Below are 14224 nucleotides of genomic sequence, written 5' to 3'. Positions count from 1 at the left end.
CACCGGTAGGGTACAAGCACCATGACGCGTGCTGACGGGGGAAATGCGCCTGTCCCCGCGACATCGCTCGTTGGGCGGCGAGCAGCCAGAACGGCTGTTCGCCGCGCGCTCGATCAGACATCGTTCGTCACGCTCACCGGGCCGGGGGGCATCGGCAAGTCGCGGCTGGCCATCGCGGTCGCGGAGGACGTCCTGCCGAAGTATCCCGACGGCGTGTGGTTTATCGATCTCTCGGAGCTTCCCGTAGACGTGAAGATCGAGGATTATGTGCTCGACGCGATCGCAGGACCGGATCATTCCCAGCGCAGAGCGGACGGCCGGCTGGTCAGCTACCTCCGATCGATGCGGGCGCTCCTGATCTTCGACAACTGCGAGTCCCAACTCGGGCCCGCGATCAAGCTGATCACACGGATTCTCTCCAGCGGGCGCGACATTCACGTTCTCGCCACCAGCAGGGAGGCGTTCGACAGCGTTCGCGAACGGGTCATCCCCGTCCAGCCGCTCGGGGTACCGGACGCCGACGCGATGGTCGACCCGCATCAGGTGGCGCAGTTCGACTCTGTGAAGCTGCTGCTGGATCGTGCTGGGGCGGTTCGTCCCGGCTTTCGCGTGGACGAGGACAACTGGCGCATGGTGGCTTCCGTATGCACTCGGCTGGAGGGCAATCCGCTCGCCATCGAGCTCGTCGCGTCGCGGCTTCGTTCGCTCACGATCGGAGAGGTCGCGACCAGCCTTGCCGACCGGCTCTCGATCGCGACCAATGACCTCTCCGTGCCCGTCCGGCACAAGTCTCTCCGGTCCATGATCGACTGGAGTTGGGACCTCTGCACGGAGTCGGAGCGCGTGCTGTGGCGGCGATGCTCCATCTTCGCCGGAGGGTTCGACCTCGCAGCCGCGGAGCGTGTCTGCGGCAGCGTGGGGTTCGCCGAAGACGCGGTTTGGGCCGTGATCGACCACCTCGTTGCGAAGTCGCTGATCGTCGCCACATCCACCGGCTCTTCCATCCGCTTTCGGCTCCTCGAGACCATCGCCGAGTATGGGCGGGAGCAACTGGGCGCCGCGGGGGAGCTCGATACGATTTCGGAGCGTCATTTCGACTACTTCGCTTCTGTGGCGCAGACCGCGTGCGACGATTGGGGATCTTCGTCACAAGCGGATGTCGTGGCGGCGATGCGGACGGAGAGGTCGAACTTCGCGAGGGCGCTGGAGTGGAGTTTCACCGTCGCCGGAGCTCAGCCGCGCGGAATGCGCCTCGCGGCGAGCCTGCGCATCCACTGGGCGGTTGACGGGTTCCTGCGGGACGGCAGGAGGTGGATGAGTCGCGCTCTCGCCGGGAGCGACGAAGCTTCGGAGGTCCGTGGCGATGCCCTCTGGGTCAGCGCGTGGATATCGATCCTCCAGGGCGACGCGACGGCAGCCGAGGCTCACCTCGCGGAAGCGTGGGAGATCGCAGAGAGTCTCGCAGACGACCGCCTGCGCGCGTATGTCCACCTCTTTCGCGGTACGGCGGATCTGTGGCGAGGCGATCTCGACATCGCTCTCGAACGGCTCGGAGCGGCTTACGCCTATTTCGCGGCGGCTACGCGGGATGAGTGTCCGGGCCCGCACTTCGTATCGATGCTCTACGCGCTCGCGCTCGCGGAGACGGGCCACTACGACAAGATCCGCGAGCTCGACGACGAAACCCCGAGCCGGCCCGAGCACGAGACGGAGCGCTGGGGCACGTCCCAGCTTCTCTGGGCTTACGCCTACGGCATATGGATGGCGGGCGATTACGAGACGGCGAGCACGCACCTCCAGCATGCGTTGCGGATGAATCTGGCGTTCGACCGGGTCGGCACGGCACTGAAGATCGACTCGCTGGCCTGGATGTCGGCGTCGCGTCGTCAGCTTCCGCGCGCGGCCCGGCTGCTCGGAGCCGCGCGAGCCATCTGGTCCGACCTCGGCACGTCGATAGCGGCTTTCGGGACGAAGTTCGCGGAGCGGTCCGACGAGTGCTACGCCGAGCTGCAAGCCGCCATCAGCCCTGCGCAGCTCGATTCACTCCTTGCTGAGGGGGCACGGCTGGACTACGAGTCGCTCCTCGCATATGCGGTCGACACGAAGAACTCCGCAGCTGTGACGCGTTCCAACGGCGATATCCTCACCGCTCGTGAGCGCCAGGTGGCGGACCTGCTTGCGGATGGTCTCAGCAACCGCCGGATCGCAGAGCGTCTCGTCCTCTCGCCCCGCACGGTCGAGGGGTACGTCGCCAGTGTGCTTTCGAAGCTCGCACTCGAATCGCGTTCGCAGGTCGTTGCGTGGGTGACCCGTGAACGCACCCGTCCCACCGTCGGCGCGCCAATCACGTAGAAACACGCGTGCCGAATCATCCATCGCCGAAAAGACTGAGGGGGACGCCTATTGCGATGGAGCAGCCATGGTCACAACGTCTACATCCTTTGCCGGAACAGTTCTCGGCGACCTGCCCGCCGGGGAGGGACAACCCGTGCGCAGCGACGGGGTGGAACCGGCGGAGTGGGTCGGCGATGTGGTCGTGGTCGACAGATCGACCGTCGCGGAGGGCATTGCCCAGTTGACGTTGCGTGGGATCGATGACGCGGCGCTGCCCGAGTGGGCTCCGGGCGCACACATAGAAGTGACCTTGCCCGACGGGATGCTTCGCCAGTACTCGTTAACCGGTGACCCGACTCGCGCCGGGACATGGACGGTCGCCGTTCTGCGAGAGGAGAATGGTCGGGGTGGCTCGCGCTACATTCACGACAACGTGTCGGCCGGCGACAGACTCTCGGTGCGAGGACCGCGGAACCACTTCCCCCTGGTCGAGGCCTCCGAGTACCGCTTCGTCGCGGGGGGAATCGGCATAACCCCGCTCCTCCCGATGATCTATGCGGTCGCACGCTCGGGTGTCTCGTGGAGCCTGGACTATTGCGGCCGCCAACGCTCCGCCATGGCGTTTCTGGAACATCTGAGCCCCTGGGCGGACCGTGTCCGCCTCTTCGCGGGCAGCGAGGGGGAACGGATCGACGCGGTCGAGCTCGCGAACGGACTTGGTTCGGAGACCGCCCTGTACTGCTGTGGCCCCGCCCGGCTGCTGGAGTCGATCGACGATGCATGCAAAGCCGCGGGGCGCATGCCGCCGCGAGTGGAGTACTTCTCACCGAAGCAGCTGGAAGGAGCCACAGTGGATACGGAGTTCGAAGTGGAGCTGACGTCGAGCGGGGTGAGCGTCACGGTTCCCGTCGGGCGCTCCATCCTGGACGTCGTGCGTGAAGCGGGTGTGCAGGTTCTCGCGTCCTGTGAGGAGGGGACCTGCGGGACCTGCGAGGCCGAGGTGATCGAGGGCGTTCCAGACCACCGGGATTCCGTGCTCTCCGACGCGGAGAAGGCGGAGAACGCCTTCATGATGATCTGCGTATCCCGAAGCTGCTCACGACGTCTCGTCCTGGATCTATAAGGGCGCGAAAGAGGACATGGAACGCGAACCCGGGCTGTACTGGAGCGTGAAGAAGAGCTTCCGCGCGTATGTGGAGCGTCTTCCCGATGGCGCGGCGGCGGCAGCCTACGGCGCGGTCGACTGCGGCGAGATATTTCGGTTCACTCCCGAGACGGTTCCCGTACCGGCCACAGGCGCCGACCGACCCCAGCGGAAGTTCATGGGGGAGGTGCGATTCGGTGGGCATCACGGCATGCTGTTGGTGTCGATAAGGCACCCGGCCATCGAGTTCGTCGGCACCGTACTGGCGGTGACGATCGAGTATCCGTGGCTCGCTCCCAGTGCCATGCCTCGTGTCGAGATCGCACGCGGCGAGGCGCCACCGATCAATGAACCGTCCGATTCATGGCGCGTCATCAATCTCCGGTTGACGGATGACGGCTCAGAGCTTTTCGGCGGAACATACAAGCCGGGCGAGAAGCTGGATGATATGGAAATTGTTGATTCGTCGTTGCCGCATTGATCCGCCCAACCCGCGGTTCAGCAATGAAGCGCTCCCGGGGGACTCGTCAGCACAGGGAGGTGCCATGATCCATTCTGAACAGTCAGAACCGCTGTGCATGACTGCGGGGCAGGGTTCGTATGGCTGCAGCGGGGCGGGCCTTGTCGGTCGGGCTTGGCCGACATCTAGAGCCGGCGAGCGGGGCGGGTCGCCTGTGCTCGCGCTGGCGAATGACGGTTGACGGGCAAGGTGATCATGCCGGGCGGGCCCCTCCGTATGATGGACGGATGACGGATCCCGCGAGCGTGCAGGGCGGCATCCTCGAGCCGATCATCGCCCAACAGGTGCGCCACTATCGCGCGGAACTGGGCATCTCCGCGGCCGACCTCGCGGCCCGCACGGGGCTGTCGAAGGGCATGATCTCTCGCATCGAGTCGGCGACGACCTCGTGTTCTCTGACGACGCTCCAGCGCCTCGCAGAAGGGCTGTCGGTGCCGGTGACAGCCCTCTTCCGCGGCACCGACAGCGATCGGGAGGCATCCTTCACGAAGGCCGGTGCCGGCAGCGTCAGCGTGCGCAGCGGCACGCAGTACGGCCATCAATATCGAATGCTCGGCGTCTTGAAGGACCTGCCGGACGCGATCGAGCCCACGCTCGTGACCCTCACCGACGCTTCGAACGTCTTTCCGCTCTTCCAGCACCCGGGGACCGAGTTTCTCTACATGCTCGAGGGGCGCATGGTCTACGGGCATGGTGGCTACGAGTACGAAATGGAGCCCGGCGACTCCCTTCTGCTCGACGGTGAGGGCCCGCACGGCCCCGTGGAATTGCGCGAACTGCCGATCCGATTCCTCGCGGTACGCGACCGTTGACGGCCCGGCCGGTCGAGCAGGCGTGCCCGACCGGCCGCTAAGCGCGCCCGCCGCGGTAGCGGGACGCGAGCGTGAGGAAGACGCTCGCCGTCCACGAGTAGGCACGGTCGCGAAGGCCGTGGCCGGAGAGGGCGTCGAAATTCTCCGCCATCCCCGATCGGGCGACATTGCGGCAGAAGGCGTCGGCGATGCGCCCTGCGAGCGCGGAGTCGCCCCCCGCGGTGAGCCCATCTACGATGAGCATGGTCGACGGCGCCCAGACGGGGCCGCGCCAGTAGCCGTCGCTGTCGTACGCGCTGCTGCGCACCGATTCGGTGGCGAGGCCGCTTGCGGTGAGGAAGTCGTGGCTGCCGATGTCCTCCGCGAGGGCGCGGAAGACATCGCCGGGCAGTCTGTTCCCCAGAATGACTGGCACTCTCGTGAGCAGGCTGGATGACGCGACCTCCCGTGCGCTGCCGGCTCGACGCACGACGAACCGGTCGCCCCTCCAGAGCCGCTCCAGCAGCATCTCCAGCATGCTTTCAGCGCGCTCGCGCCACTCGTCGGCCGCTTGCGGGCGACCGAGAGTCGCCGCGGCATCGGCGAGTGCGTCCATCTGCACCACGAGCAACGCCGCCAGGTCGGGGGATTCGACCGGCACTCCGTTTTCGAAGACCGTGCTGTTGTCCCACCCGGAGTCGTTGCCGTGGTAGTAGTGCGGCAGGGCCGCCTCCGTCGCGGTGCGCTCGGTGAGCCACCAACGCGTCCACCGGCTCAGCGGCTCGTAGGACGCCGCGAGCCACGACTCATCGACCAGGCCACGCTCACGCATCCGCTGCAGCGCCCATCCGTGGATGGGTGGCTTGACGAACGAATAGCTCCGGAACGCGTCGTTGATGTAGTCGGGCAGGCGTCCATCGGCAGTCTGGTGGTCGAACACGCTGAAGTACTGGTGCGCAGCGAGCCACGGCATCCGCTCGAGCGACATCGCGTTGAAGCAGTTGTCCCAGCTCCAGAGGTTCGTCATCCAGTTCTTCGACATCAGGATCGAAGGTCGGTTGAGGAACCCGGACGGCTCGACGAGCGTGGACCAGAGGACGTAGGCGGCGAGCTCCCGTGCGTCTTGGAACTCCGGGCCGCAGTCGGGCATCAGATCGAGGAACTCGGCGAAGTCGGGCACGACGCCGTCCGCAGGCACGGCCTGGAGCGGGCCGGACGACTCGGCCTCCTCCTCGATGTCGAACACCGTTCCCGGGTCCCCCGCCAGTAGCACCAGGCCGCTCCGGACGCCGTCCCACGTCGACAGGGACCGGGCCGAGCCGGCGCGGACGCGGATGCGCAGCGTCGTGCGCGCCTCGTAGCGCAGGTACCGCCACTCGCCGTCCCCGAGGGGGACGAGTGTGTCGTAGGGCCCGGCTGCATCCGCGCGGAGCAGGATGCCGACGCCGTCGCCGTGCACGCGGACGCGCGAGGGATCCTCGAACGCTATCCGCACGGCGCCGGATCCCGCCTCGATCGCGAGTTCGTCCGGGGTGAAGCTCGCCTCCCCGGCGGCAGGACCCCCGTCGGTGAGGGGGAGGACCTCGAGAAGATCGGGTGTGCATGCGCCGCTTCGAACCGTGCGCATCCTCACGGTCTCCGACGTCTCGCCGCTGCCGGAGAGACGGGAGAACGCGATGTAGGAACCGGCAGCCGAGAACGGGACGTGACGCAGATCGGCGATCATGCGCCCGATCCGGAGCCCGAGTTCTCGGCGGAGCCGGGCGCGGTGCGCATCCAGACGCGCATGGTGCTGGGTCCGCGGTTCGCCCACGCGTGGTACGGAGTGAGCGCAACCGTCTGCACGGCATTCGATTCCCGCGGTCGGGCGTCCTCCGTGTACGGCCACGAGTGGATGTCGGAGTCCTCCAACAGCCCGGTCACGAAGACGCCGTCCGCGCTTGTGGAGGGAGCTCGGGACGTGTCCGCGACGAAGCGGTCGACGTGGGCGTGGCCGGGAAGGTCGACGGACTCGAGCGCGTACACGAGCGGGCCGACTTCGACGGCGGCGGTGCCGCGGATCCCGTCGATGCGCGGGTCGGGGAAGGTCCACCTCGGCCGCAGCGGCAGGATGAGCCGGACGCGTTCGCCCCGGGCGAAGGTGCGGGTCACGGTCACGCGGCCGGGCAGGACGGGTCGGCTCACCCCGTCGACTTCCAGGGTCGCGTCCTTCGCCCACGCGGGGACGCGGAGCGCGAGCTCCCACGGCACGTCGGGGGAGTCCTCGACGACGATGTCGATGACCTCGTCGGTGGGATACTCCGTGTGGATGCTGAGTCGGACCTGACCGAGGTCGGGGAGCGTCGCGCGGATGACCGACTCGCTGTACTGGTGGATGTCGATCCCGGTGCTCGAGGTGGAGGCGAGATAGGCGGACAACGTCGCGAAGGTGCGCGCGAGGTTGGTCGGACAGCACGAGACTTCGAACCAGGGCGCGCGCAGCCCGGAGTTCGCGCGCAGGCTCACCTCGTCGGGTGCCGCGGGGACCGTGGGGGTGCGCTGGTGCAACGTGTTGGAGTAGAAGAACGACCGACCGTCGGGCGCCTGCGACACGGCGACGACGTTGAACAGCGTGCGCTCGATCAGGTCCGCGTACCGGGGATTTCCCGTGGCGAGCAGCAGACGCCACGAGAGCATGATCGACCCGACGCCGGCACAGGTCTCGCAGTACGCCCGATCCGAGGGCAGTTCGAAGTCCTCGCCGAACGCCTCGTCCTGGTGGTGGGAGCCCATTCCGCCCGTCACGTAGGTGCGCCGCGCCACGGTGGCCTCCCACTGGCGCTCGATCGTCGCGAGGAGCTCGGCGTCGCCGGTGTCCACGGCGACGTCCGTCGCGGCGGCGGTCAGGTACAGGGCCCGCACGGCATGTCCCCGCAGGACGGTGGCTTCGCGTATCGGGACATCGTCCTGGAAGTAGGAGCGCCCCCATTCGATCTCGCCCAGCGACCCCTGCCCTCGTCGATCGAGGAAGAGGCGCGCCTGATCGTGGTACTTCTGGTCGCCGGTTGCGCGTGCGAACTCGATGAGACCCAGCTCGATCTCGGGGTGCCCGCAGACGGCTCGCATCCCGTCGTCGCCGAAGACGTCGCACACGTGGTCCGCCGCGCGTCGTGCGATCTGGACGAGTTCGTCCTCGACGCCCGTGCGGAGGCGAGCGACCGCCGCTTGCAGAAGGTGCCCGACGTTGTACAACTCGTGTCCCCACTCCAGGTCGGAGTACCGGGGTTGCTGGCCGGGGCGCCCGAACATCGTGTTCAGGTAGCCGTCGTCCTCCTGCGCGGCCGAGACGCGCTCGCTCACGGCGCGGACGGTCTCCTCGAGAGCCGGATCAACGGTCGCCGCCAGGTGCCATGACATGGCTTCCAGCAGCTTGTAGATCTCGGAGTCCGAGAACTCCCGCCCTCGCCTCTCCTGCGGCAGCGTCCCGCCGGCGGCTGCGTCGAAGTTGTGCAGCCATCCGACTCGTTCCATCCAGTCCAAGCTGAGCGGGATCGTCGACTCGGCGTTGGCCCGCTGCCTCGCGGCCCAGAAGCCGCCCGTGATCGTGACGTCGGTCGCCGACAGCGGCCGCTGCCTCGTGGGCGCGGCCGGCATGACGGGCGCGACCGAGTGGCGAATGCCTGAGGTGGGGATGGCCACGACGCCTCCTGTTGCAAAGTTAGGGAAAGGTTTTCGTGAAGAGTATCCACCGAACTCATGCCCGTCAATTCACGTATCAAGCGGCTTCGAGGAAGAGCTTGACAGCGAAAATTCTAGAGAATACGGTAACCCAGGAAAAGCATTTCTTGCCCTGTCGCCGTCTACCGATGCGAGCGGCGGGTCAGCATCGAGCAAGGGAGCAGATGATGGTACGCAGAGCTCGTTCGCGCGGCTCCGTCGGCAGGTGGGCGACCGCAATGATCGCCGTGTCCTCCGTCGTAGTGATCGGCGGGTGCGCGCCGGGTGGTGGTGGTGGTGAGTCCGGTGGCGACGGGCCCATCACGGTGGGAGTCGAAGCCGGCTCGCCGTGGGAGACGTTCTTCAAGGAGAAGGCCGTCGAGTTCACCGCCGAGACCGGCATCGAGGTGGAGTTCCAGGCGATTCCCCACGCGAACATGCGTCAGCAGTTCCTCACCGACGCGATCGCCGGCGCGGGATCCATCGACGTGTTCACCATCGACCAGCCGTGGCTGCCGGAGTTCGCCTCCCAGGGATACCTCGTGCCCTTCGACGACGTCGTGGCCGAAGACGACCGCGCGGACTTCCTGCCGCACACGCTCGACACCGTGAGCTACGACGGCGGCCTGTACGGACTGCCCTACATGGTGCACAACACGGTGTTGTACTACCGGACCGACCTGTTCGAGGCCGCCGGCCTGGACGGGCCGCCCACGACGTGGGACGAGTACCGCGAGTACGCCCGCATCCTCACCGACCGCGACGCCGGCATCTGGGGCACGATCATCCCGGGCAAGCAGGACGGTGAGGTCGCGACGCGGTTCCAGACGTTCGTCAAGCAGACGGGGTCGGACATCGCGGCGGAGGACGGTGCTCCCACGATCGACACGCCGGAGGCGCTCGAGGCCTTCGACATGATGACGGCGATCCAGTTCGAGGACCAGTCGAGCCCCCCGGGTCTGCACGACATCACGGAGATCCAGGGCCAGTTCCTCGAGGGCAAGGTGGCCATGGTCTTCCAGTGGCCCTACATGTACGGGATGACAGCGGACCCCGCGCAGTCCAAGGTCGTCGACCAGGTCGGGCTCGCGCTCAGCCCCGGCAACCCCGACCGGGTGTCCACGACGTTCTCGTGGGGCTTCGGAGTGAACTCCGCGAGCGCCAACATCGACGCGGCGACCCAGTGGGTGCTGTGGGCCACGAGCACGGATGTGCTGACCGAGCTGAGCGTCACGCAGGTGACGCCGGTTCCCCGCGAATCGGCCACCGAGGCCGCCGCCGAGGATCCGGCCCTCACCGCCGAGCAGCACGCGGCGATCGCCACCTTCTCGGACTCCGTCGCCGAGAGCACCACGATCCCGATGACGCCCTTCTATCCGCAGTACCAGGACGCGATCGCCGTGGCGGTCTCGAGCGTCATGTCGCAGAACCAGGATGCCGCCGCCGCCTTGCGCGACGCGCAGGCGACCGCCGAAGCGGCATTCGGATAGTCGGTTCCACCTCCGGGGCCCGGGAGTTCATCCTTCCGGGCCCCGGATCAGAAGAGGACACACAATGGCAGCCACGGGACGACGGCCGATAGCCGCTTCATCGATCAGAACGCAGCGCCGCTGGACCGGAGTGGCGTTGACGGCGCCCGCGATCATCGCGCTGGGCGTGACAGCGCTGTTCCCCCTTCTCTGGACGATCTCGTTGAGCGTGCAGGACTTCCGTGTGGGGGCCGGCGGGGACTCATTGTTCGTCGGGGCGGAGAACTACGTGGGGGTGCTGACGTCGCCCGAGTTCGTGCAGGCGCTGATGCAGACCCTCGGCTACGTCGCGACGACGTTGCTCCTCGAACTCATCGTCGGTCTCCCGATCGCGCTCGCTCTGCACCGGGCGACCACGGGTCGCCGCATTCTTCGTGTGATCGTCGCGCTGCCGCTCATGGTGGCGCCGGTGGTCGCCGCGCTCGCCTTCAAGTTCCTGTTCTCCAGTGACTACGGCCTGATCAACCGCGGGCTCGAGATCCTGGGGCTGCCCGAGCCGACGTGGTTCGCGGATGTCTGGCTCGCCCGAACGACCATCCTCGTGTCCAATCTGTGGCTCGCGCTTCCCTTCGTCGTGCTCGTGCTTCTCGCGGGCCTGGCGAACATCCCCGACGAGCTCGTCGAGGCTGCGCGCACCGACGGCGCCAGCAGGTGGCGCACCTTCGTCCACATCATCCTTCCCCTGCTGCGCCCCGCGATCCTCATCATCCTCGTCATCCGTCTGGCCGACGCGTTCCGCGTCTTCGACGCCGTGTACGTGCTCACGGGAGGCGGGCCGGCGAACTCGACGGAAGTGATGAGCTCCTACCTGTACCGACTCATGTTCACCCGGGCGGACTTCCCCGGTGCCGCCGCCGCGACGATCCTCTTCGTGGTCGTGATCGCCGTGTGCGCGGGGAGCATCTTCTTCCTTCTGAGAGATCGCGAGGATCGCCGATGACCTCCACCATCGCCAAGTCGTCGACTGCGCCGACGGCAGCGCCACCTCGACACCGCCGGGTCCGCGCTCGCCGCGTTGCCCCCGCCGTCGCGTTCACGACGATCTCGGTCGCGGCGGTCGCGCTCTTCCTCATGCCCATCGCATGGATCTTCGCCACGTCGTTGAAGCCCACGTCCGAGATCTTCGCCATCCCGGCGCGGCTGCTGCCGGAAGCGCCGACCCTGGAGCATTTCGGCGCGGTCCTGAGCGACGGCGCCCTCCTTCAGATGTTCGGCAACAGCCTGGTGGTCGGGGCGGGGGCGACGATCCTGAGCCTCCTTCTCGGCGTGCCGGCGGCGTTCGGATTCGCGCGGTACCGCTACCGGTTGAGCGGAGCGCTTCTCGCCGCAGCCCTCGTGACACGGATGTTCCCGCCCGTCGCGCTCGCGCTCCCCTTCTTCCTGCAGTTCAGGGAGCTCGGGCTGATCAACACGACCGTGGGCCTCACGATCGCGTACATCCCCATCGTCCTGCCTCTCGTCATCTGGATGCTCGAGGGGTTCTTCCGCGAGTTCCCGGAGGAGCTGCTCGAGGCCGCACGGATGGACGGGCTCGGGACCCTTCGCACGCTCATCCGGATCGTCATACCGTTGTCGCGCCCGGCGATCGCCGTCGCCGCCCTCTTCGGATTCCTGGCCGCATGGAACGAGTTCGTCATCGCGCTCTCGCTCACGCGTACACCGGATGCGCAGACCATGCCCGTCGGGATCGCTTCCTACATCACCCAGTTCCAGACCGTCTGGGGCCAGATGACCGCAGCATCCGTGCTGTATCTGCTTCCCGTCCTCATCATCACCCTCATCGCGCAGCGGGGCATCATCGCGGGCCTGATGAGCGGGGCGAGCAAGGGCTGAGCAGGGCAGCCCGCCCACCCATTTCGACACGTCCCGTTACCGTTGCCTTCAAAGGAGACGCATTTCCATGCACGCTGCCCACGCCGCTCCGCTCGAGTTCGCTCTGCGCGAGCTCCCCGACATCACGGTTCGAGTTCCCCGCCCCGTCTCTCTCGAGTTCCACGTACCCGGCAAGCCGACCGATTCCGTCTCGGTCGGCTACGACGAAGCCGTCGAATCGAACTCGGGGCTGCGGGCAACGGCGCACGTGACGTATGACGACTGGGAGATCGCGGTCGACGACGAGTGGACCGTGCAGGCATCGGTCCTGCGGGTGCACAGGAGCGTCCGCGCCCTTCGGTCGGGGTCATCCCCATGCGGCGTGCGCACGACCATCACCGCCGACCTGCACGCAGGAGGGGAGCTCTTCGATGCGGGGCGCTACTACGCTCCGCCGGCTCTGTACAACCTCAATGACATCGACGAGGACGGTCTCGAGGACTACGTCGACAGCCGGGAGCTGGTCTACCGCGACGACCGCCTGACGGCGCTGAGCGTGCTGGCCTACTTCCCGCGCCTGGGCGGTGGCATCGCACTGGTGCGCACGGACCTGCCCGAGCGGGACGACAGCCCGGAGCGGGAGCGGGGAGAGGTCGAGTTCCTGCAGTCGACCGATGTGGGAAGCCTCGGCGTCGCGCCGACGACGGAAGACCGAGCGAGCCTCGTGGCGGCGTATCCCTTCGTGGAGCGTTCCCAATCCCACGCGTTGACCGCGCGCGGTCGTGAGGCGTGGGGTGCCTTCTATCCCCTCAGCGCCGGCGCCGAGCTCTTCGACGTGACGTACGAGTTCCGCGCGCTACGCGCCGAATCCGACATCGATGCGCTCTGGCAGCTGTGGTCGGCTCGGCTCGCGGAGCTGGACCCGCAGCGCGTCGAGCTCCCGACAACGCTCGAGGAGATCACCCGCCTACGGGTCGAGGCACTCCTCCCGTACTACGCGGAGGGAGTCGTCAACGGCGAGCAGGCTGCGGGATTCGTCACGAACTGCCATCCCCAGGACGGCATCCAGCTCGGGAACATCATCCAGTACGGCTTCACCGGACAGAACGTGCTGAACGCCCTGCACGCCCTCAACCACGCCGACACCAGCGCGGATCCCGCGGCCCGCGACAAGGGCCTGCGGGTGATCGACTTCTTCGCCTCCCAGGCTCTCGCCTCGCCGCGCGGCCTGACGCCGACCTTGTACGACCTCGAACACGGCCGCACCTCGAACTGGTGGAGCGGTCTGATCCTGCCGCTTGCGTACGCGAGCGAGGGTGATGACCTCGAGCAGCTCATGGGGCCCGTGTACAACCACATGAAGTACGCGATCGACCCGCTGAAGGGCCTCGAGGGAACGTACTTGCGGTGCATGGCCGAGGAGCACACCGCGCTGCTGCGCGCCTACCGCTCCGAGACGGACCGCGGAAACGAACACGCGGATTGGCTCGCCGCGGCGGTCTCGTTCGGCGACTTCCTGCTCTCCGCGCAGGAAGAGGACGGGACGTGGCGTCGCGCGTACGGGTTCGACGGCTCGCCGCTCGTGGAGCCGCGCGTGTGGTTCGGTCTCGCCGAACTGAACCAGAAGTCGTCCACGGCGACGGCGGTTCCCTTCCTCGTCGCGCTCTCGGAGATCACGGGCGAGGATCGCTATCTCGAATCCGCACGGAAAGCCGAGCGCTTCACCGCAGAGCGCTTCGTGCGCGACGTCAAGCACAACGGCGGCATCCACGACAGCATCTACGCGAGGGCTCAGCTGGTCGACAGCGAGAGCATCCTGTTCTGCCTGCGCGCGTCGCTCGCGGTATGGCGGAGCACCGGCGACGAGCGGGCCCTGCGCAGCGCGCTCGACGCGGCGAGACTGCTGGCCACGTGGGTATACCTGTGGGACGTGCCCCTGCCGCCGTCGAGCACGCTGGCCGGATACGGATTCCGCACGACGGGATGGAGCGCCTGCGACACGTCGGGCGCCGGATACATCCATCCGTACGAGTTGCACGCCGTCCCCGACCTCTTCGAGGTCGCCGTGGCGACCGGCGACGAGGACCTGGCGCGCATCGCAGAGCTCGTTCTCGCCGGATCGAGCGCGAACGTCGAGACGCCCGAGAAGTCGTGGGGCTATGCGCGCCCGGGCCTGCAGGAGGAAGGTGTACTTGTGAGCTGGTGGATGATCGACGATCCGATGTTCGAGGGCACCCACTTCGGCGGTCGCGGGAAGGGTGAGGGCAACAAGACCTGCCTGCCCTGGATCTCGGCGGTCGGAATCGATGCGCACGATGTCCTCGTGCAGCGTTACGGCACGAGCGATCTGGGAGAGTGGTGGCGTAGGCCCCGGTAGGGAGCCCTCGAAGGGAAGATG

At 67.3% G+C, this 14224-nt stretch carries 10 protein-coding genes; 8 read left to right on the top strand and 2 right to left on the bottom strand.

Annotated elements, in window-relative coordinates:
• The first annotated feature begins 21 nt into the window (after nucleotides 1-21).
• The 4 genes from ACIGCK_RS13040 (at nucleotide 22) to ACIGCK_RS13025 (ending at nucleotide 4810) form a co-directional block, all read left to right on the top strand.
• Nucleotides 22-2352, top strand: a complete 2331-nt coding sequence (locus ACIGCK_RS13040) for an ATP-binding protein (protein ID WP_396666630.1) — start codon at nucleotides 22-24, stop codon at nucleotides 2350-2352.
• Nucleotides 2312-3457 carry a PDR/VanB family oxidoreductase gene (locus ACIGCK_RS13035; protein WP_396666628.1) on the top strand — a complete coding sequence of 382 codons (1146 nt, stop codon included), beginning with the start codon at nucleotides 2312-2314 and terminating at the stop codon, nucleotides 3455-3457. Before ACIGCK_RS13040 ends, ACIGCK_RS13035 begins: the two co-directional genes overlap by 41 nt.
• 16 nt (nucleotides 3458-3473) lie before the next feature.
• Nucleotides 3474-3959: an HtaA domain-containing protein gene (locus ACIGCK_RS13030; protein ID WP_396666627.1), complete on the top strand. Its 486-nt coding sequence runs from the start codon at nucleotides 3474-3476 to the stop codon at nucleotides 3957-3959.
• A 266-nt stretch (nucleotides 3960-4225) separates the two neighbouring features.
• Nucleotides 4226-4810, top strand: coding sequence for a helix-turn-helix domain-containing protein (locus ACIGCK_RS13025; RefSeq protein WP_396666625.1), 585 nt, complete (start codon nucleotides 4226-4228; stop codon nucleotides 4808-4810).
• A gap of 37 nt (nucleotides 4811-4847) precedes the next feature.
• Here ACIGCK_RS13025 and ACIGCK_RS13020 read toward each other — a convergent pair whose 3' ends face one another.
• Together ACIGCK_RS13020 and ACIGCK_RS13015 are read right to left on the bottom strand one after the other, a co-directional pair.
• Nucleotides 4848-6515, bottom strand: coding sequence for an amylo-alpha-1,6-glucosidase (locus ACIGCK_RS13020; RefSeq protein ID WP_396666623.1), 1668 nt, complete (start codon nucleotides 6513-6515; stop codon nucleotides 4848-4850).
• A complete protein-coding gene (locus ACIGCK_RS13015; protein WP_396666621.1) occupies nucleotides 6512-8467 on the bottom strand; it encodes a glycoside hydrolase family 127 protein in 1956 nt (651 codons plus the stop codon). The genes ACIGCK_RS13020 and ACIGCK_RS13015 overlap by 4 nt, the downstream gene beginning before the upstream one ends.
• A 266-nt stretch (nucleotides 8468-8733) precedes the next feature.
• On the opposite strand from ACIGCK_RS13015, the gene ACIGCK_RS13010 reads away from it, so the two are divergent.
• From ACIGCK_RS13010 to ACIGCK_RS12995, 4 genes are all read left to right on the top strand, one after another.
• Nucleotides 8734-9975 carry an ABC transporter substrate-binding protein gene (locus ACIGCK_RS13010; RefSeq protein WP_396666619.1) on the top strand — a complete coding sequence of 414 codons (1242 nt, stop codon included), beginning with the start codon at nucleotides 8734-8736 and terminating at the stop codon, nucleotides 9973-9975.
• A 136-nt stretch (nucleotides 9976-10111) separates the two neighbouring features.
• On the top strand, nucleotides 10112-10954 hold the full coding sequence (locus ACIGCK_RS13005; protein ID WP_396666618.1) for a carbohydrate ABC transporter permease: 843 nt from the start codon (nucleotides 10112-10114) through the stop codon (nucleotides 10952-10954).
• The gene (locus ACIGCK_RS13000) at nucleotides 10951-11847 is read left to right on the top strand and encodes a carbohydrate ABC transporter permease (RefSeq protein WP_396666616.1); all 897 of its coding nucleotides are present in this window, start codon (nucleotides 10951-10953) and stop codon (nucleotides 11845-11847) included. Before ACIGCK_RS13005 ends, ACIGCK_RS13000 begins: the two co-directional genes overlap by 4 nt.
• A gap of 67 nt (nucleotides 11848-11914) precedes the next feature.
• A complete protein-coding gene (locus tag ACIGCK_RS12995; protein WP_396666615.1) occupies nucleotides 11915-14203 on the top strand; it encodes a hypothetical protein in 2289 nt (762 codons plus the stop codon).
• Nucleotides 14204-14224 lie beyond the last annotated feature (21 nt).

It is taken from the genome of Microbacterium sp. NPDC078428, assembly GCF_044542535.1.
Lineage (GTDB): Bacteria > Actinomycetota > Actinomycetes > Actinomycetales > Microbacteriaceae > Microbacterium > Microbacterium limosum.
The sequence above is the reverse complement of the archived record's forward strand: the minus strand, read 5'-3'. Positions and strand labels throughout refer to the sequence as shown.

What these genes read in the sequence shown, in the direction of transcription:
- ACIGCK_RS13040 (WP_396666630.1), top strand. Translation starts at nt 22, where the DNA reads ATGACGCGTGCTGACGGGGGAAATGCGCCTGTCCCCGCGACATCGCTC.
- ACIGCK_RS13030 (WP_396666627.1), top strand. Translation starts at nt 3,474, where the DNA reads ATGGAACGCGAACCCGGGCTGTACTGGAGCGTGAAGAAGAGCTTCCGC.
- ACIGCK_RS13025 (WP_396666625.1), top strand. Translation starts at nt 4,226, where the DNA reads ATGACGGATCCCGCGAGCGTGCAGGGCGGCATCCTCGAGCCGATCATC.
- ACIGCK_RS13020 (WP_396666623.1), bottom strand. Translation starts at nt 6,515, where the DNA reads ATGATCGCCGATCTGCGTCACGTCCCGTTCTCGGCTGCCGGTTCCTAC.
- ACIGCK_RS13000 (WP_396666616.1), top strand. Translation starts at nt 10,951, where the DNA reads ATGACCTCCACCATCGCCAAGTCGTCGACTGCGCCGACGGCAGCGCCA.
- ACIGCK_RS12995 (WP_396666615.1), top strand. Translation starts at nt 11,915, where the DNA reads ATGCACGCTGCCCACGCCGCTCCGCTCGAGTTCGCTCTGCGCGAGCTC.